The sequence below is a fragment of the Nocardioides limicola genome (assembly GCF_016827675.1).
Taxonomy (GTDB): domain Bacteria; phylum Actinomycetota; class Actinomycetes; order Propionibacteriales; family Nocardioidaceae; genus Nocardioides; species Nocardioides limicola.
In genome coordinates this window covers 94,542-110,764 of record NZ_JAERJA010000012.1, presented here as the reverse complement: position 1 = coordinate 110,764, position 16,223 = coordinate 94,542, and the positions used below count along the sequence as shown (strand labels likewise).

Annotated in this window: 17 protein-coding genes; 8 read left to right on the top strand and 9 right to left on the bottom strand. The window is 68.9% G+C overall.

The annotated features are described in order from the left end of the window. Positions 1-251: 251 nt before the first annotated feature. Positions 252-536 carry a GIY-YIG nuclease family protein gene (locus JKG67_RS16395; protein ID WP_203338417.1) on the top strand — a complete coding sequence of 95 codons (285 nt, stop codon included), beginning with the start codon at positions 252-254 and terminating at the stop codon, positions 534-536. A gap of 140 nt (positions 537-676) precedes the next feature. On the opposite strand, the gene JKG67_RS16390 is transcribed toward JKG67_RS16395, so the two are convergent. Then, positions 677-1,606, bottom strand: coding sequence for an LCP family protein (locus JKG67_RS16390; protein WP_203338416.1), 930 nt, complete (start codon positions 1,604-1,606; stop codon positions 677-679). Further along, entirely contained in the window at positions 1,603-2,202 is a 600-nt protein-coding gene (locus JKG67_RS16385) for a hypothetical protein (RefSeq protein WP_203338415.1), read from the bottom strand. The genes JKG67_RS16390 and JKG67_RS16385 overlap by 4 nt, the downstream gene beginning before the upstream one ends. 217 nt (positions 2,203-2,419) lie before the next feature. Here JKG67_RS16385 and JKG67_RS16380 point away from each other — a divergent pair, with 217 nt between their 5' ends. From JKG67_RS16380 to JKG67_RS16370, 3 genes are read left to right on the top strand one after another with little or no spacing between them, the layout of a single operon-like run. Continuing rightward, positions 2,420-6,097, top strand: coding sequence for a multifunctional oxoglutarate decarboxylase/oxoglutarate dehydrogenase thiamine pyrophosphate-binding subunit/dihydrolipoyllysine-residue succinyltransferase subunit (locus JKG67_RS16380; RefSeq protein WP_238998605.1), 3,678 nt, complete (start codon positions 2,420-2,422; stop codon positions 6,095-6,097). A 10-nt stretch (positions 6,098-6,107) separates the two neighbouring features. Then, entirely contained in the window at positions 6,108-6,284 is a 177-nt protein-coding gene (locus tag JKG67_RS16375) for a DUF6104 family protein (protein ID WP_203338414.1), read from the top strand. A 4-nt stretch (positions 6,285-6,288) separates the two neighbouring features. Continuing rightward, positions 6,289-6,891, top strand: coding sequence for an acetoacetate decarboxylase family protein (locus JKG67_RS16370; RefSeq protein WP_203338413.1), 603 nt, complete (start codon positions 6,289-6,291; stop codon positions 6,889-6,891). Positions 6,892-6,909: 18 nt separating this feature from the next. Here JKG67_RS16370 and JKG67_RS16365 read toward each other — a convergent pair whose 3' ends face one another. From JKG67_RS16365 to JKG67_RS16350, 4 genes are all read right to left on the bottom strand, one after another. Next, entirely contained in the window at positions 6,910-7,350 is a 441-nt protein-coding gene (locus JKG67_RS16365) for a DUF6653 family protein (protein WP_203338412.1), read from the bottom strand. Positions 7,351-7,420: 70 nt separating this feature from the next. Continuing rightward, positions 7,421-7,669 (bottom strand): hypothetical protein, encoded by a 249-nt coding sequence (locus JKG67_RS16360; RefSeq protein WP_203338411.1) that lies wholly within the window; start codon positions 7,667-7,669, stop codon positions 7,421-7,423. A gap of 48 nt (positions 7,670-7,717) precedes the next feature. Further along, positions 7,718-8,884: a fatty acid desaturase family protein gene (locus tag JKG67_RS16355; RefSeq protein ID WP_203338410.1), complete on the bottom strand. Its 1,167-nt coding sequence runs from the start codon at positions 8,882-8,884 to the stop codon at positions 7,718-7,720. A gap of 18 nt (positions 8,885-8,902) precedes the next feature. Beyond that, positions 8,903-9,976, bottom strand: coding sequence for a ferredoxin reductase (locus JKG67_RS16350; protein WP_203338409.1), 1,074 nt, complete (start codon positions 9,974-9,976; stop codon positions 8,903-8,905). A 133-nt stretch (positions 9,977-10,109) separates the two neighbouring features. Between JKG67_RS16350 and JKG67_RS16345 the strand changes: the two genes are divergently transcribed. Both JKG67_RS16345 and JKG67_RS16340 read left to right on the top strand, forming a co-directional pair. Further along, positions 10,110-10,739 (top strand): TetR family transcriptional regulator, encoded by a 630-nt coding sequence (locus tag JKG67_RS16345; protein ID WP_203338408.1) that lies wholly within the window; start codon positions 10,110-10,112, stop codon positions 10,737-10,739. Positions 10,740-10,812: 73 nt separating this feature from the next. After that, positions 10,813-11,862 carry an alpha/beta fold hydrolase gene (locus tag JKG67_RS16340; protein WP_307816607.1) on the top strand — a complete coding sequence of 350 codons (1,050 nt, stop codon included), beginning with the start codon at positions 10,813-10,815 and terminating at the stop codon, positions 11,860-11,862. Positions 11,863-11,912: 50 nt separating this feature from the next. Here the strand turns inward: JKG67_RS16340 and JKG67_RS16335 are convergent, their stop codons facing one another. The 3 genes from JKG67_RS16335 to JKG67_RS16325 all read right to left on the bottom strand — a co-directional run bounded on the left by JKG67_RS16335 (position 11,913) and on the right by JKG67_RS16325 (position 15,128). Further along, positions 11,913-13,352 (bottom strand): MDR family MFS transporter, encoded by a 1,440-nt coding sequence (locus tag JKG67_RS16335; protein ID WP_203338407.1) that lies wholly within the window; start codon positions 13,350-13,352, stop codon positions 11,913-11,915. Between the two features lie 127 nt (positions 13,353-13,479). Beyond that, positions 13,480-14,163: an SDR family oxidoreductase gene (locus JKG67_RS16330; RefSeq protein ID WP_203338406.1), complete on the bottom strand. Its 684-nt coding sequence runs from the start codon at positions 14,161-14,163 to the stop codon at positions 13,480-13,482. Beyond that, positions 14,160-15,128, bottom strand: coding sequence for a zinc-binding dehydrogenase (locus JKG67_RS16325; protein WP_203338405.1), 969 nt, complete (start codon positions 15,126-15,128; stop codon positions 14,160-14,162). The genes JKG67_RS16330 and JKG67_RS16325 overlap by 4 nt, the downstream gene beginning before the upstream one ends. Before the next feature lie 84 nt (positions 15,129-15,212). On the opposite strand from JKG67_RS16325, the gene JKG67_RS16320 reads away from it, so the two are divergent. Together JKG67_RS16320 and JKG67_RS16315 are read left to right on the top strand one after the other, a co-directional pair. Next, on the top strand, positions 15,213-15,797 hold the full coding sequence (locus tag JKG67_RS16320) for an RNA polymerase sigma factor (RefSeq protein WP_203338404.1): 585 nt from the start codon (positions 15,213-15,215) through the stop codon (positions 15,795-15,797). Next, a complete protein-coding gene (locus JKG67_RS16315) occupies positions 15,790-16,221 on the top strand; it encodes a hypothetical protein (RefSeq protein ID WP_203338403.1) in 432 nt (143 codons plus the stop codon). The genes JKG67_RS16320 and JKG67_RS16315 overlap by 8 nt, the downstream gene beginning before the upstream one ends. The last annotated feature ends 2 nt before the right edge of the window (positions 16,222-16,223 follow it).

Genomic DNA, 16,223 nt, shown 5'->3' with positions numbered 1-16,223 from the left:
GAGCCCCAGCGAACGTATCGAGACACCACCGACCAACGGCGGTCGAGTAGCGAGCCCCCGCGAGCGTATCGAGACCCCCACCACCGTGGCCTCGATACACCGCCTCGTCCCTCGGCGGCACTCGACCACCGAGGGAGGCCGGCACTCGACCACCGACTTCCGGCGGTCGAGTAGCGAGCGCCAGCGAGCGTATCGAGACCCCCTGTGGATATCCCGGCGCCGATGTCGCCGGCCTGCCCGAGCATCGCCTTATGGCATTCACCTACATCCTGCGATGCGCGGACGAGTCCTACTACGTCGGCAGCACACGTGACCTCCAGCGGCGCCTCTGGCAACACCAGCAAGGCCTCGGCTCGGCGTACACGAAGCGACGTTGCCCCGTCGAACTGGTGTGGCACGCCGAGTTCGAGCACATCGGGGCGGCGTACACCCTGGAGAAGCAGATCCAGACGTGGAGCCGCGCGAAGCGAGAAGCACTCATCCGGGGCGCGATCGACGAACTCCCCCGACTGTCCCGGAAGAAGTTCCCCGGGTGACCTGTCGCCGTGGCCTCGATACACCGCCTCGTCCCTCGGCGGCACTCGACCACCGAGGGCGGGGCGGCACTCGACCACCGAGGGAGAGCGCCAGCGAGCGTATCGAGACCCCGAGCGGTACGGCTTCGGCGCTGTGCGGGTCAGCAGCGGGAGATGACGGCGCTCTCCCGGGCCTCGTTGCCCCAGCGGCGGGCGGTGGCGACGTCGGCGAACACCACGCTGGCCGCACCCGCCATCCCAGTGCGGCCCGGCACCACACAGGCACTGAGCTTGCCCGGATCGACCTGGGCCACGGCCTGAGCGAGCCGGTAGAGCTCGGCCGGAGACAGGTCGGTGTGCATGTTGCGCATCACCGACAGCACGCCGCGCTCGATGAACCCGGGACGGTGCGCCTGGTTGTGGATCCGCCGGTGGATGCCCTGCAACGCCAACTGCTGGTTGCGTGACCGGTCGAAGTCACCGTCGGGCAGCGACTTGCGGATGCGAACGAAGATGTGGGCCGCCTCCCCGTCAAGGCGCACCTCACCGCGGGGGAAGCCGTTGGGGTAGAGCTCCGGCCGCAGGTTCGAGTCGGCGAACGCGTGCACCGACCGCACTCGGATGCCCCCGATCGCATCCACCATCCGGTGGAAGCCGCCGAATCCGGTCACGAAGACGTAATCGGGCTGGATGCCGATCATGTCCCCCACGGTGCGGCCGATCAGCTGCGGCCCACCGAAGTAGAGCGCCGCATTCACCCGGTTGGTGCCCCGGCCGGGGATCGGCACCCAGGAGTCCCGCGGAATGCCGATCGTGGTGGCGGCCCCGGTGCGGGTGTTGATGCCGACCAGTTGGATCGCGTCGCCTCGGGCGCGGTTGCGCGCCTCGCCCTCCCGGGCGTCGGAGCCGATGCCGAGGATCCAGATCGTGTCGGCGGCGTCGATGCCCCGGGCGCTCTCGGTGCGCACCAGTTGGTAGTCGGCCGGCTGCACGCTCGAGTCCGGCACCAGCACCGCCGCCAAGGTCAGCACCAGTCCCAGGGCCAGCGCCCGGGCCGCAGTCCGGGTGGTACGCCGTACGCCGCCTGTCATGACCGCTCCTTCGTCACGTCGAAACCGATGATCCGCCAGTCCCCACCGACCCGGATCAGGAAGAGCCGGCCCGCCACCGAGAAGTCCCCGGTCACCTCGCCCTCGGTGCTGAAGTCCAACTGGATCCTCGCCGTCGCGGCGGCGGCACGGCCGTTGCCGCTGAGCATGTCCACCAGCACCCGGCGCCGCTCGACCTCGATCCGTTCGATCTGGGGGCCGATGTCGGCGTTGGTCATCAGGTCCATGGACCGGCCGGCGAGTCGTGCCGCCTTGCGGGTGAACCCGGGGAACGCGTCGTCGTAGTGGCTGCGCGGCAGGTCGCCACCGACGTACGCGGCCTCGAACCAGGCGTCCACCACGTCGGCGACCTCGGTGACGGTACGACGGCGCTGACGCTGCGGCAGGTCGCCGGCCACCTGCCCGACCCGGGACACCAGCTCGACGGACTCGCTCGGGGTCTCCTCCGCGCCCGGCCGCTCAGGCTCCGGAGCCGGCTCGTCGTCGCTGGAGCAGGCGGAGAGGCTGAGGACGAGCACCAGCGCTGCCGCCAGGCCGGCGCGGCCCCGCACTCGTCGCGGCGTCGTTCTCCCATTCATCGGACCTCCAGAAATCCCCGGAACTGTGACGCACCACCATGCCCGACATCTGACCCCGACTCCTGCATTTGCCAGCGTGTGGGACTAGCCTGTGACGAGCACCCGTCCCGCGCACGATCTGGAAGAGGCGAACCACGTGTCGCAGTCCTCAACGCAGACCCCAGGATCACCTGACCCGACATCGGACTTCGGAGCCAACGAGTGGCTCGTGGACGAGATGTTCGAGCGCTATCAGCGCGATCCGAACAGCGTTGATGCGACGTGGCAACGATACTTCGCCGACCGGGACCGCACCCCTGCTCAGTCGACCCAGTCGGCCGCGGCACCCGCAGCTCAGACGAACAGCCAGCCCGCGTCCAGCGCCGGTCAGACCGACTCCAGCCAGGCCGACTCCAGCCAGGCCGACTCCAGCCAGGCCAGCTCCGTCCAGCCGAAGGCGACGCCGCGACCCGCCGCAGCCGCGGCTGAACCGGCCACCGGCGGCGCCAAGCCGGTGGCGAAGGAGAAGAAGGTCGCGCCGCCTCGCGAGGTCAGCGACGAACCGACGCACACGGTGCTGCGAGGCATCGCCGCGGCGACGGCGAAGAACATGGACACCTCGCTGACGGTGCCCACCGCCACCTCTGTCCGTTCGGTGCCGGTCAAGTTGCTGTGGGACAACCGGATCGTCATCAACAGCCACCTCAAGCGGGCCCGCGGCGGCAAGGTCTCCTTCACCCACCTGATCGGGTACGCGCTGGTCAAGGCATTGAAGTCGATGCCGGAGATGAACAACTCCTACGACGAGGTCGACGGCAAGCCGACGATGGTGACCCCGGCGCACATCAACCTCGGTCTGGCCATCGACCAGCAGAAGCCCGACGGCACCCGACAGCTCGTCGCCCCCTCCATCAAGGGCTGCGAGACGATGGACTTCGCCGCCTTCTGGACGGCGTACGAGGAGATGATCCGCAAGGCCAAGGACAACAAGCTGACGATGGAGGACTACGGCGGCACCACCGTCAGCCTCACCAACGTCGGCGGCCTCGGCACCGTGCACTCGGTGCCGCGGTTGATGCGCGGCCAGGCGGCGATCATCGGCGTGGGCGCGATGGAGTACCCGGCCGCCTGGCAGGGCGCCTCCGAGGACGCGATCACCCGCAACGGCATCTCCAAGGTCATGTCGATGACGTCGACGTACGACCACCGTGTGATCCAGGGCGCCCAGTCCGGTGAGTTCCTCAAGCGGGTGCACCAGTTGCTGCTCGGCGAGGACGGCTTCTACGACGGGATCTTCAAGTCCCTGCGGATCCCGTACGAGCCGATCCGGTGGTCGAACGACATCGCCACCAACCACGACGACGAGATCAGCAAGCAGGCCCGGATCCTGGAGCTGATCCACGCCTACCGGGTGCGTGGCCACCTGATGGCCGACACCGACCCGCTGGAGTACAAGCAGCGCAGCCACCCCGACCTGCGGGTGGAGTCCCACGGGTTGACCCTGTGGGACCTGGACCGCGAGTTCGCCACCGGCTCGTTCGGGGGCGAAGGCCGCCGGTTCATGAAGCTGCGACACATCCTGGGGATCCTGCGTGACTCCTACTGCCGGACCATCGGCATCGAGTACATGCACATCATGGACCCGGAGAAGCGCCGCTGGATCCAGGAGCGGGTCGAGCAGCCGCACACCAAGCCGCCCCGCGAGGAGCAGCTGCGGATCCTGAAGAAGTTGAACCAGGCCGAGGCGTTCGAGACGTTCCTGCAGACCAAGTTCGTCGGCCAGAAGCGATTCAGCCTCGAGGGCGGCGAGACCACCGTCCCGGTGCTCGACGAGATCTGCTCGGCGGCCAGCGAGGCCGGCATCGACGAGGTCTGCATCGGGATGGCGCACCGTGGCCGGCTGAACGTGCTGGCCAACATCGTCGGCAAGAAGTACTCGCAGATCTTCCGGGAGTTCGAGGGCAACATCGACCCCCGCACCGTCCAGGGATCCGGCGACGTGAAGTACCACCTCGGCGCCGAGGGCGAGTTCGTCGGCACCACCGGCAAGTCGATCAAGGTGTCCGTGGCGGCCAACCCGTCGCACCTGGAGGCCGTCGACCCGGTGCTGGAGGGGATCGCCCGCGCCAAGCAGGACGTGCTCAACCAGGGCGTCGCCTACCCGGTGCTGCCACTGCTGGTGCACGGCGACGCCGCTTTCGCCGGTCAGGGCGTGGTCGCCGAGACCCTGAACCTCTCCCAGTTGCGCGGCTACCGCACCGGCGGCACCGTGCACGTGGTGGTCAACAACCAGGTGGGCTTCACCACCTCCCCCGGCTCGTCGCGGTCCTCGCTGTACTGCACCGACGTGGCGCGGATGGTGCAGGCACCGATCTTCCACGTCAACGGCGATGACCCCGAGGCCTGCATCCGGGTGGCGCGGCTGGCGTTCGAGTACCGGCAGGCGTTCAACACCGACGTGGTGATCGACCTGGTCTGCTACCGCCGCCGCGGACACAACGAGGGCGACGACCCGTCGTACACGCAGCCGTTGATGTACGACCTCATCGAGCAGAAGCGTTCGGTGCGCAAGCTCTACACCGAGTCCCTGATCGGCCGCGGCGACATCACCATCGACGAGGCCGAGCAGGTCATGCGCGACTACCAGGAGCAGTTGGAGCGGGTGTTCACCGAGGTCCGCGAGGCCAACGAGGCGCCGACCAGCTGGACCACCGTGCCCGACTACCCCGAGAAGCCCGCCTCAGAGTTCACCACCGCGGTCTCCCCGGAGACACTCAAGCGGATCTCGGACGCCTACGTGACGCCGCCGGACGGCTTCACCGTGCACCCGAAGGTGATGCCACAGCTGCAGCGCCGGGCGAACGCGATCACCGACGGCCCGATCGACTGGGGTACCGGTGAGATCCTCGCCTTCGGCTCGCTGCTGATGGACGGACGTCCGGTGCGGTTGGCAGGCCAGGACTCCCGCCGGGGCACCTTCGTGCAGCGGTTCGCGACGATCATCGACCGGCTGAACGCCGACGAGTGGACGCCGCTGTCGCACCTCACCGAGGACCAGGCCAAGTTCCACATCTACGACTCGCTGCTCAGCGAGTACGCCGCCCTCGGCTTCGAGTACGGCTACTCGGTGGCCCGCCCGGAGGCGCTGGTGCTGTGGGAGGCCCAGTTCGGCGACTTCGTCAACGGCGCCCAGACCATCATCGACGAGTTCATCTCCTCCGGTGAGACCAAGTGGCGCCAGCAGTCGGGCGTGGTGCTGCTGCTCCCGCACGGCTACGAAGGCCAGGGCCCGGACCACTCCTCCGCCCGGATCGAGCGGTTCCTGACGTTGGCGGCCGACGAAGCCTTCGTGGTGGCCCAGCCGTCCACCCCGGCCTCGCACTTCCACCTGCTGCGGCGCCACAGCCTCGGCGAGGAGCACAAGCCGCTGATCATCTTCACTCCGAAGTCGATGCTCAAGCGCAAGGAGGCGGCCTCCCAGCCGTCCGACTTCACCCACGGTGACTTCCGTCCGTTCATCGGCGACGCCGAGGCGGACCCGGACAGCGTCGACACGCTGCTGCTCTGCTCGGGTCGGGTCACCTGGGACCTGATGGTCGAGCGCGGCAAGCACGACGACGCGGCCCGGTTCGCGATCGGCCGCGTGGAGCAGCTCTACCCGCAGCCGCTCGACGCGATCAAGGCCGAGATCGCGAAGTACCCGAACCTGAAGGCGATCCGCTGGGTGCAGGACGAGCCCGCGAACATGGGTCCGTGGCCGCACTACCAGCTCAACGTGTGGCCCGAGGTCAACGGCGACATCGTCGTACAGCGGGTCACCCGCCCGGCGTCGTCGTCGCCGTCGGTGGGCACCGTGAAGCGCCACCTCGAGGAGCAGAAGGGCCTGATGGCCGAGGCGTTCGGGCCGCTGGCCTGACCGGAGCGGCATGTACTACACCGACCGCGGGATCGAGGAGCTCAACCAGCGTCGGGGTGACGAAGAGGTCACCCTGGCCTGGCTGGCCGACCGCCTCATCGAGTTCACCGACGTGCACCCCGAGTTCGAGGTGCCCATCGAACGCCTGGCCACCTGGCTGGCCCGGCTCGACGACCCCGAGGACTGATCGCGTGACCGCCTATCCCCCGGCACCCTGGCTGATGCACGGCTCGATGTGGCTCTCGGTCTTCCGGCTGCCGGTCGCTGCGGACGAGCGGCATCCGGCCGGGATCTACGGCGCCGCGCTGGTCGACTATGTCTCCCCCAGCCCGTTGGAGTACGGCGAGTTGCTGGTCGCCCGGGCGGGCAGGCGGGGCCGCAAGCGGGTGGTCACCATCACCGACATCTGGGTGGACTCACCGGCATCGCTGGCCGGGGGTCGAGAACTGTGGGCGATTCCGAAGGAGTTGTGCGACTTCGAGCAGGAACGCCGCTCCCGCGGGCCCCTCACCCAAGCGTCGTGGTCCGCCGTCGCCCACGGTGAACCGATCGTGACCGCCGAGTTCTCCGACGTCTCCAAGTTGGCCCTCCGGACACCCTTCAAGGGCTATGTCGAGCAGCCGGGCATCCCCGAGCATCCCGAACTCGCCCACGTGGTGATGGGTGGCTCCGCCAAGGCCCTGCCCTGCCGCGCCCAGTGGACCTTCACCCCGGACGGGCCGTTGGGCTTCCTCGGCTCGGCCCGGCAGTTGGGCTCCTTCCGGATGACCAACTTCCGACTTCGCTTCGAGTAGGGACGCCGCCTGCCAGCGTCACGGTCGGGATGGTCGACCCACGCCACCATGGCGGTCGTAGTAGCGGGCCATCAGTTCCCAATACACCATCAGCAGCCCCATCTCCAGTGCCGTCGCTGCTGCGGCCGGTCCGGCACGGCGCCGATGTGCGGCGACCATCGCGACCAGCAGGGCGGCGGTTGCGGCGACGTTGACCGCCATCGCGACGTCCATCGGCCGCTCGTCGATCCACTGCTCCTCACCAAGAGCCGCCCGGGTCGCCCATGACCGGTCGTCCGCGGGTTCGCTGAACACCACCGGGTTGATTGCCATCCACAGGCCGACCAAGGCGGCGTCGCGGTGGCTGCGTCGCCACACGGGGACAAGCACGAGCGGTGTGCTCGCCCACCTCGTCCACATGCTCCACGGATTGCTGTGCCGCGCGAACACCACTCGCTTGAGCTTCCGCCAGTCCGGCATCGACGGCTCCTTCCGTCCGACGTGGAAGACAGTCAAGCACGTGGGGAGTTGCCGTTCGGACTCTGCGAACCTAGGCGTCGTCGGCCGCGCGGGTCGGTTCGACCTCGTGGTCCTGGCCCGCACGGCGGGCAGCGTCGGAGATCTCGAAGACCTCCGTGGCCAGGTCGCCCACCGCGCCCACCACGTCCTTCACGGCGCCGGTAAGGATCCCCGCCACCTCGCCCACGGTGCCGATGCCTGCCTCGAGCACGCTCTGCGCGGCGTCCTTGCGGATCTCGACCTTGCTGAGGCGGTCCGTGCCGCCAGCGTTCTCGCTCATGTGTCCAGTGTCGGCGACAAGACAGGCTCGGGCAACGTGAGTCTCCTCTCAGGCGGCCCGGACCGGGGCGCTTGACGCGGAGCGCGTCTGCGGCTCGGTCGCTGCTTCAGCCTTGGTCGGCAGCGCGAGCCGGAAGATCTTCCGGGCCACCGACCAGAGCTGGACGGGCAGCGAGCCCTTGTTGTACTGCAAGCCGTAGCGCTCGCAGATCTCCTGCACCTCGACCGAGATCTCGGGGTACCGGCGAGCCGGAATGTCGGGGAACAGGTGGTGCTCGATCTGGTGGGACAGGTTGCCGCTCATCACGTGCATCAGCTTGCCGCCGGTGATGTTCGCCGAACCGAGCAGCTGGCGGTAGTACCACTGACCGCGGGACTCGTTCTCGGTCTCTTCGATCGAGAACGTCGCCACACCGGCCGGGAAGTGACCACAGAAGATGATGTTGAAGGTCCAGATGTTGCGGATCAGGTTGGCAACCGCGTTGCCGGCCAGGGTGCTCAGGAAGAACGGGCCGGTCAGCAGCGGGAAGAGCACGTAGTCCTTGAGGATCTGCTTGCCCATCTTCTTGCGGAGCCGGCGGAAGATCGGCGCGTTCTCGCCCTTCCACAGGTGGCGGCGACCCGCGAGGATCTCGTCGGCCTCGAGGTCATGGAGCGCCACGCCCCACTCGAAGAAGACCATCAGCAAGAAGGCGTAGACCGGGTTGCCCAGGTAGTAGGGGCGCCACTTCTGGTCCTCGTCCATGCGCAGGATGCCGTACCCGATGTCGCGGTCCTTGCCGACGATGTTGGTGTACGTGTGGTGCATGTAGTTGTGGCCGTACTTCCAGTTCTCGGCCGGAGCCATGGTGTCCCAGTCGAACATCCGGGAGTTCAGGGCCGGGTCGCCCATCCAGTCGTACTGGCCGTGCATGACGTTGTGGCCGATCTCCATGTTGTCGAGGATCTTCGACACGGAGAGGGAGGCGACGGCGGCGGGCCACAGCGGCGGGAGGTAGAACATCACCCGGCCGGCGACCTCGAAGCCGCGCTGGTACTTCACGACCTTGCGGATGTACGCCGCGTCCTCGTCGCCGAGGTCGGCGATCACGCGCTGCCGGATGGCGTCCATCTCGTCACCGAACGCGTCCAGCTGCTCCGCGGTCAGGGTGTAGGTCGAACTGAGTTCGGAGTCGGTCGCGGCCTTGACGGGCGGCCTCTCGATGCTGACAGTCATGATGATGTCCTTTCTGGATCAGAGTTCGACTGCGCAGTCGCCCTCAGGCGTGCTCACGCAGATGCGGATGTCTTCGTCGGGGAGCGAGGAGGTCTCACCGGTCAGCACGTTGCGCACGGTCCCCTCCTTCTTGGTGGCGGTGCAGGAGAAGCAGATGCCCATCCGGCAGCCGAAGGCCGGGGTGAGCCCCGCTGCCTCGGCCTGCTCCAGGAGGGTGGTGCCGGAGTTGGCGGCGCTGGTCCCGGTCCGGGTGAAGGTGATGTCACCCTCGGTCGATCCGTTCGACACGGCGGGCGCCTTGAAGTACTCGACCCGGAGCTTGTCGGAGCCCTCGTAGGCCGCCTGCACCTTCTCGATGAGACCGGCCGGGCCGACGGCAAAGGTGTCGACGTCACGGAAGCCGGGGACGAGGCGCTCGAGCTCCATCGGGGTGAAGAAGCGGCCGCCGGTCTCGGGGTAGACCAGGTGCAGGTCGATCCCGTAGCCCGAGGTGGCCACCTGGGCGAGCTCGTCGCGGAAGATCTGGTGCTCCGGGGACTGCGCGTAGTGCAGGAACGTGACCCGGCCCCGGTGGGTGCGCCGCTGCAGGGTGCGCAGCATCGACATCAGCGGGGTGATCCCGGACCCGCCGGAGATCATCAGCACGTGCTCGGGCATCTGCTCGGGAAGGGTGAACTCGCCCTGGGCCTGGGAGAGATGAAGGATGGTGCCCAGCGGCGCCTCTTCGGCCAGGTAGGAGGAGACGATGCCGTCGGGGTTGGCGCGCAGGGTGATGGTGAACTGGTCGCCGCGGCCACTGGCGGCTGAGGAGACGCTGAAGACGCGAGTGGTGCGCGTGCCGGCGATCTCGACGCCGAGCTGGACGTGCTGTCCGGCCTGGTGGCCGGCCCAGTTGCCGGTCGGCTGGATGGTCAGCGTGGCGACCGGAGGCGCACCGGGCACGTCCACCTCGAGGGTGCGGTCGATCAGCCGCCCCCGAACGTCGTGGGCTGCCCACATGGGGTTGACGAGTTCGAGGTAGCGGTCGACGCCGTGCGGCGAGGTGAGGGCCGCGACTGCGCGTGATCGCAGCAGGGTGTTGACGAGAGCCATCAGAACGGATCCTTTCAGTGAACATCCGTACACCCAATACTCTGACGAAGGCACCCCGCTGCGGTCAAGCCATTCCGAGGTGACGTCGACCACGTTCAGTGAACACCCGTGCACCATCCCTTAGGATTGCTCCATGGAGATGTCCCGCGCCGAGCGCAAGGAGCACACCCGGAGAGCGATCCTCGACTCGGCGCTGGCGCTGAGTGAGGAGTCCAGCCTGGTCGGGCTCTCGCTGCGCCAGGTGGCCAAGGAGGTGGGCGTGGTGCCCACCGCCTTCTATCGCCACTTCGACTCCCTCGACGCCCTGGGGCTGGCCCTGGTCGAGGAGTCGTTCGGCTCTCTGCGCCACCTGCTGGCCGACGCCCGCCGGCTCCCCCCGGACACCTCTCCGGGGAACCTGTTGCGGGTGATCGTGGACGCCTCGGTGGCGGCCCTGACCGAGCAGGTCCCCCGCCAGGCCTCACACTTCCGCTTCATCGCCCGGGAGCGGGTCGCCGGTCCCACCACGGTGCGCGCCGCCGTACGTCACGAGATCGAACTGATCGAACGCGAGCTCGCCACGGACCTGGCCCGGCTCCCCGGCGCCGAGCGTTGGTCCAGCGAGGACCTGAGGATCCTGACGAACCTGCTGGTCACCGCGATGATCAGCCATGCCGAAGCCCTGGCTGCCGCCACTCGGCCCGAGGAGCGCCGCCGGATCGGGGATGTGGCGAGGCGGCAACTGAAGATGGTGTTCGTCGGCGCGCTGCAGTGGCAGTCCTAGACGCGCGGACGCCGGCGTCACCTTCGTCACGTTCCATGGACGCCGAGTTCGGCGACCCGCGACGATGGCGCCCGTGATCACTGCACCCCCGCTGCCGACGCTGGCCACAGCCGCCCGCAACGCCGTCGCGATCTCCCCCTTCGGCTCCGGGGTCGAGTCGTACCCGGGCCTGCCCGCCAAGATCGTGTACGACGGGCCGCACCGGCAGCTGCGCCGGTTCTACCGAGCCAGTCCGGCCAGCCGTCGACGTCCGGTGCTGCTGGTGCCGCCGTTGGCCGTCTCCACGGCCTGCTTCGACCTGCGGCCGGGCCAGAGCCTGGCGGCTCACCTGCTCGACGGCGGCCGGGAGGTGTACGTGGTCGACTACGGCACGATCTCGTTCGCTGACCGCGCGATGGGGTTCGAGGCCTGGATCGACGACATCCTGCCCAGCACCGTGCAACGGGTCTCCGACGCCCACGGCGGCGAGAGCGTGGACCTGATCGGCTGGTCGCTCGGTGGCACCCTGAGCCTGCTCACCGCAGCCGCCCACCCGGAGTTGCCGATCGCCTCACTGACCGCGTTCGGCACTCCGATCGACTACTCCCTGATCCCGGCAGTGCAGCCGCTGATCGTCGCCGACCGTCTCCTCGGCACCCGCACGGTGACCGCGGCGACCGCGCTGATGGGCGGCGTACCGGGTCCGCTGGTGCAGGCCATCTATCGCGGGATGGCGCCGATGCGTGAGCTGACGAAGCCACTCTTCCTGGCCCGCAACCTGCACGACACCGAGGCCCTGGCCAGGACCGAGGCCGTCGACGGCTTCATCGGCTCGATGCCCGGATACCCGGGACGCGCCTACCACCAGATCCATTCTCGGCTGATGGTCCGCAACGAGCTCACCAGCGGCACCGTGCGACTGAGCCGGGGTCGTGCCGTGTCCCTGTCCGAGATCGCCACCCGCGTGCTCTTCGTGGGCAGCCGCACCGACAACATCGCCAACGGCCCGGCCGTCGAGGCGGGCACCGAGGTGGTGCCCGGAGCCCGGTACGCCGCCGCCGACGGGTTGAGCCACTTGGGTCTGATCGCGGGAGTGGATGCCCCGACCACGAGCTGGCCCCACCTGGACGACTTCCTCGACTGAGGCCGGTCGCGCTCACCCGATCCGGGTGGACCTGGAGATGTCCGCCGTACTCAGGCCCGGTCGTTGAGCTGGCTCGGGTTGCGCCCCGGCAACACCAGCGCTATCGCCACCACGACCAGCGAGATGACGGCACCGACCGTGAAGGCGGCCTTGATCCCGCTCAGTTGCGCCAACTCCTCGGCGACGCCGTCGGCGCGCAACGCCGCGGCCTGGACAGTCATGACGGTGACCGCGAGCGCGGTGCCGAACGCCGCCGCCACCTGCTGCAGGGTGCCCAGCATCGAACTGCCGTGTGAGTAGAGGTGGGGTGGCAGGGCACCCAGCCCGAGCGTGAAGGCGGGGGTGAACAGCGCCGCCAGGCTGATCATGAAGACCATGTGCAGGGCGAGCAGCAGCCAGTACGGCATCGTCATCGACAGCTGGCTGAACCCGATCATCGACACCACGATGGCGATCGACGCGGGGATCACCAGGGGTCGGCCCCCGAAGCGGTCGAAGAGACGGCCGACGGTCGGACCGAGCAGCCCCATCGCAAGTCCGCCGGGCATCACCAGCAGGCCGGTCTGCAGCGGCGACAGGTCGCGGATGTTCTGCAGATAGAGCGGGAGCAGGATCATCGCCCCCAGCATCCCCATGAACGCCAGCGACATCAGCACCAGGGCACGCAGGTAGGTGGAGCTGCGGAGCACCCGCAGGTCCATCAACGGGCCACGGCTGCGCTGCAGCCTGAGTTGGCGGAGCACGAACACCCCGATCAGTGCCAGACCGGCCACGACCGTCGCCGACGGGCGCAGTGATCCGGCGCCTTCGCTGAAGAGGGTGAGCCCATAGACCAACCCGCCGAATCCAGCCGCCGCGACGAGCACGCTGAGCCAGTCGACGTTCCCGGCCTGCTGCTCGCCGATGTTCTGCAGCCGGCGCAGGCCGAGCCAGGTGACGGCACCGGCGATCGGCAACACCACCACGAAGAGCATCCGCCAGGAGCCGAACTGGAGCACCACCCCGGAGACGGTCGGGCCGAGCGCCGGAGCCACCGCGATCGCCATCGTCACGTTGCCCATCACCCGGCCCCGGTCGCTCTCGGGGACGACCGTCATCAGCGTGGTCATCAGCAGCGGCATCATCACCGCGGTGCCCGCTGCTTGGACGACACGCCCGAGCAGGAGTACCTCGAACGTGGGCGCCACGGCAGCCAACGCCGTGCCGAGCAGGAAGACCGTCATCGCGGTGGCGAAGGCCTGCCGGGTGCTGAACCGCTGCAGGAACCAGCCGGTGATGGGGATCACCGCAGCCATGGTCAGCATGAACACGGTGGAGACCCACTGGGCGGTGGCCTCGTCGACCTGCCAGTACTCCATCAGGCGAGGCACGGCGTTCATCATGATCGTCTCGTTGAGGATCACTACGAAGGTCGCCAGCACCAGCAACTTGACGACGGCCGGGGTCCGTCCGGTTGCGGCGCCTGGCTCGACGGTGAGCTCGGCAGTCATGACACCTCACAGGTCAGATCAGGGGGTGGCGCGCCGGGCGACTCCCCCGACAACCGACTCAACTGGTCGGCTACTGCAACTATTCCCGAGGTCGCCGCCGAACTCATCCCCTTTTTCGGGGCCCGGATCAGCGAGGTCTGATCTGGATCTCCGGCACCACCGCGTCGTCGGGCAGGTCCAGCACCGCGAGGATCTGAGCCGCCACTGTGCCCGGTTGCACCCAGGCGGACGCGTCGTAGTCCCGCTCCTCCTGCTCGTGCACCTTCTGCTGCATCGGGGTGGCCACCCGACCGGGGTACACCGAGGTGACTCGGACGCCCTGCTGCTGCTCCTCCGCACGCAACGCGTCGGCGATCGCCTTCACAGCGTGCTTCGACGCGGCGTACGCCGACCAGTGCGGGTGGGCGTGCAGCCCGGCGCCGGAGTTGACGAAGACGACGGACCCCTGAGCGGCGCGCAGCGCTGGCAGACAGGCCCGGCTGATCAGCGCCGGGGCGACCGCGTTCACGGCCACCTGGTGGATCAGGTCGGCGGCGGTCAGGTCCTCGACCGGGGCGAGGTCGACGACGCCGGCGCAGTGCACCAGCGAGTCCAACCGCGCGGGCAGCTCCAGCGTCGACAACACCTGCTCCAGCGCCACCGGGTCGGCCAGATCACCGACCAGGATGTCGGCTCCCGGGTGCCGGCCGGCGAGCACCTCGGCCCGCTCGGCGTCCCTGGCCCAGAGCAGCAGGTCGTCGCCGCGACCGTGCAGCAGGTCGACCAGCGCCCGGCCGATGCCGGAGCCTGCGCCGGTGACCAGGTGCCTCATCGGGTGAACACGACCTTGCCGAACAACTCTCCCCCGACCATCGCCGTGAACCCGTCCCGGGCCTGATCCATCGGCAGCTCCCGGTCGATCAACGGCCGGGTGCCGGTGGCGTCGAGGAACTGCACCAGCGAGGCGAGTTCTGCCCGGGTGCCCATGGTGGACCCGATCACCTTGAGTTGCAGGAAGAAGATCCGGGTGAGTTCGGCATCGTCGAGGTTCGGACCTGAGGTGGCGCCGCTGGTCACGATCGCGCCGCCCGGCCGCAGCGACCTGATCGAGTGCGACCAGGTGGCCCGGCCGACCGTCTCCATCACCGCATCCACCTTGATCGGCAGCCTCGCCCCCGACTCGAAGACCTCATGTGCCCCGATCTCCAGGGCCCGGGCCCGCTTGCCCTCGTCACGGCTGGTGGCCAGCACCCGGAGCCCCGCTGCCCGACCCAACACGATCAGCGCGGTGGCCACGCCACCGCCGGCACCCTGGACGAGCACCGAGTCGCCGGCCTTGAGTTGACCCTGGGTGAAGAGCATCCGGTACGCCGTGAGCCACGCGGTGGGCAGACAGGCCGCCTCGGCGAACGACATCGACGCCGGCTTCGGCACCACGTTGCGACGGGGCACCGCCACCTTCTCGGCGAAGGTGCCCTGATGCCGCTCCGACAGCAGCGAGCGGCGGGGATCCAGGGTCTCGTCGCCCGACCAGTCCGGGTCGGAGATGACCGCGTGCACCACCACCTCGTTGCCGTCCTCGTCGTACCCGGCGGCGTCGCAGCCGAGGATCATCGGCAACTGCTCGGACTTCAGCCCGACCCCACGCAACGACCACAGGTCGTGGTGGTTGAGCGAGGCCGCCTTCACGGTCACGGTGGTCCAGCCGTCGGGGGCCACCGGGTCGGGGCGATCCCCCAGCACCAGGCCACTCAGCGGGTCGTCGGAGGAGAAGGAGTCGGCGTACACAGCGAACATGGCACTGACCCTAGCGCCCGCCTCGAGAACCCGATGTATCAGAAACCCTGTACGCGACTCCATGAAGTTGTGAAGACTGGACACATGACCCAGCAGCGCTCGTCCGAGCGGCTCTGGAGCGAGGCAGCCGAGCTGTTCTCGCGCTGGCGCGACGGCGAACCCGCTGCGATCGACGAACTCGTCCGCCTGCTGACGCCGGTGCTGTGGCAGATCGCCCGGTCGCAGCGGCTCGACGAGGAGCGGGCCTCCGACGTGGTGCAGAGCACCTGGCTGGCGCTGGTCCGGCACCCCGAGTCGGTTCGGGACCCCGGTGCCATCGGGGGCTGGCTCGCCACCACCACCCGCCGCGAAGCGTGGCGGGTGGCCCGCGGAACCGACGACGAACTACCCACCCTGGACATCCCCAGCCAGCGCACCCGTTCGGCCGAGGACGAGGCGGCCACCCGCTGGGAGGCCAGGGCTCTGTGGGATGCGGTGGGTCAACTGTCGGAGCGCTGCCAGCGGCTGCTCCGCGTCGCCGCGTTCCTCGACCGCCCCAACTATGCCCAACTCGCCGCCGACCTCGGGATGCCGGTCGGCAGCATCGGCCCGACCCGCGGCCGCTGCCTGGCCAGGCTGCGCACCCTGCTGCGCGGCGAGGGATTCGACCAAGGAGGCGACCATGCCTGAGATCGACGACGGCGCGATGCTCGCCGAACTGCGGGCGATGTGGGAGCGCACCGACCCGATGCCCGCCCATCTGCCCGACCGGATCATCGCCGCCATCGCCGCGGAGGATCTCGACGTCGAACTGCTCACGCTGACCGCCTCGGAGTCGCTGGCGGTCCGGGGGGGTGCCTCCCAGGTGCTCGAGTGCGAGACCGACGACCTGACCATGGTGGTGCGGCTCTCCGAAGCTCCCGACGGCAGCCGCCGCGTGGATGGCTGGACCGAGGGGGTCCAGGAGGTGCAGCTGTTGACCAGCGCCGGCACCCGGTCCACCGAGGTGAGCCGGGCAGGAAGATTCGAGTTCACCCAGGTGCCTGCGGGGCCGGTGCGGCTCCGGCTGCGCGGCGACCACCGAGGTTTCGTGACTACCGAGTTCGAGGTGTGATC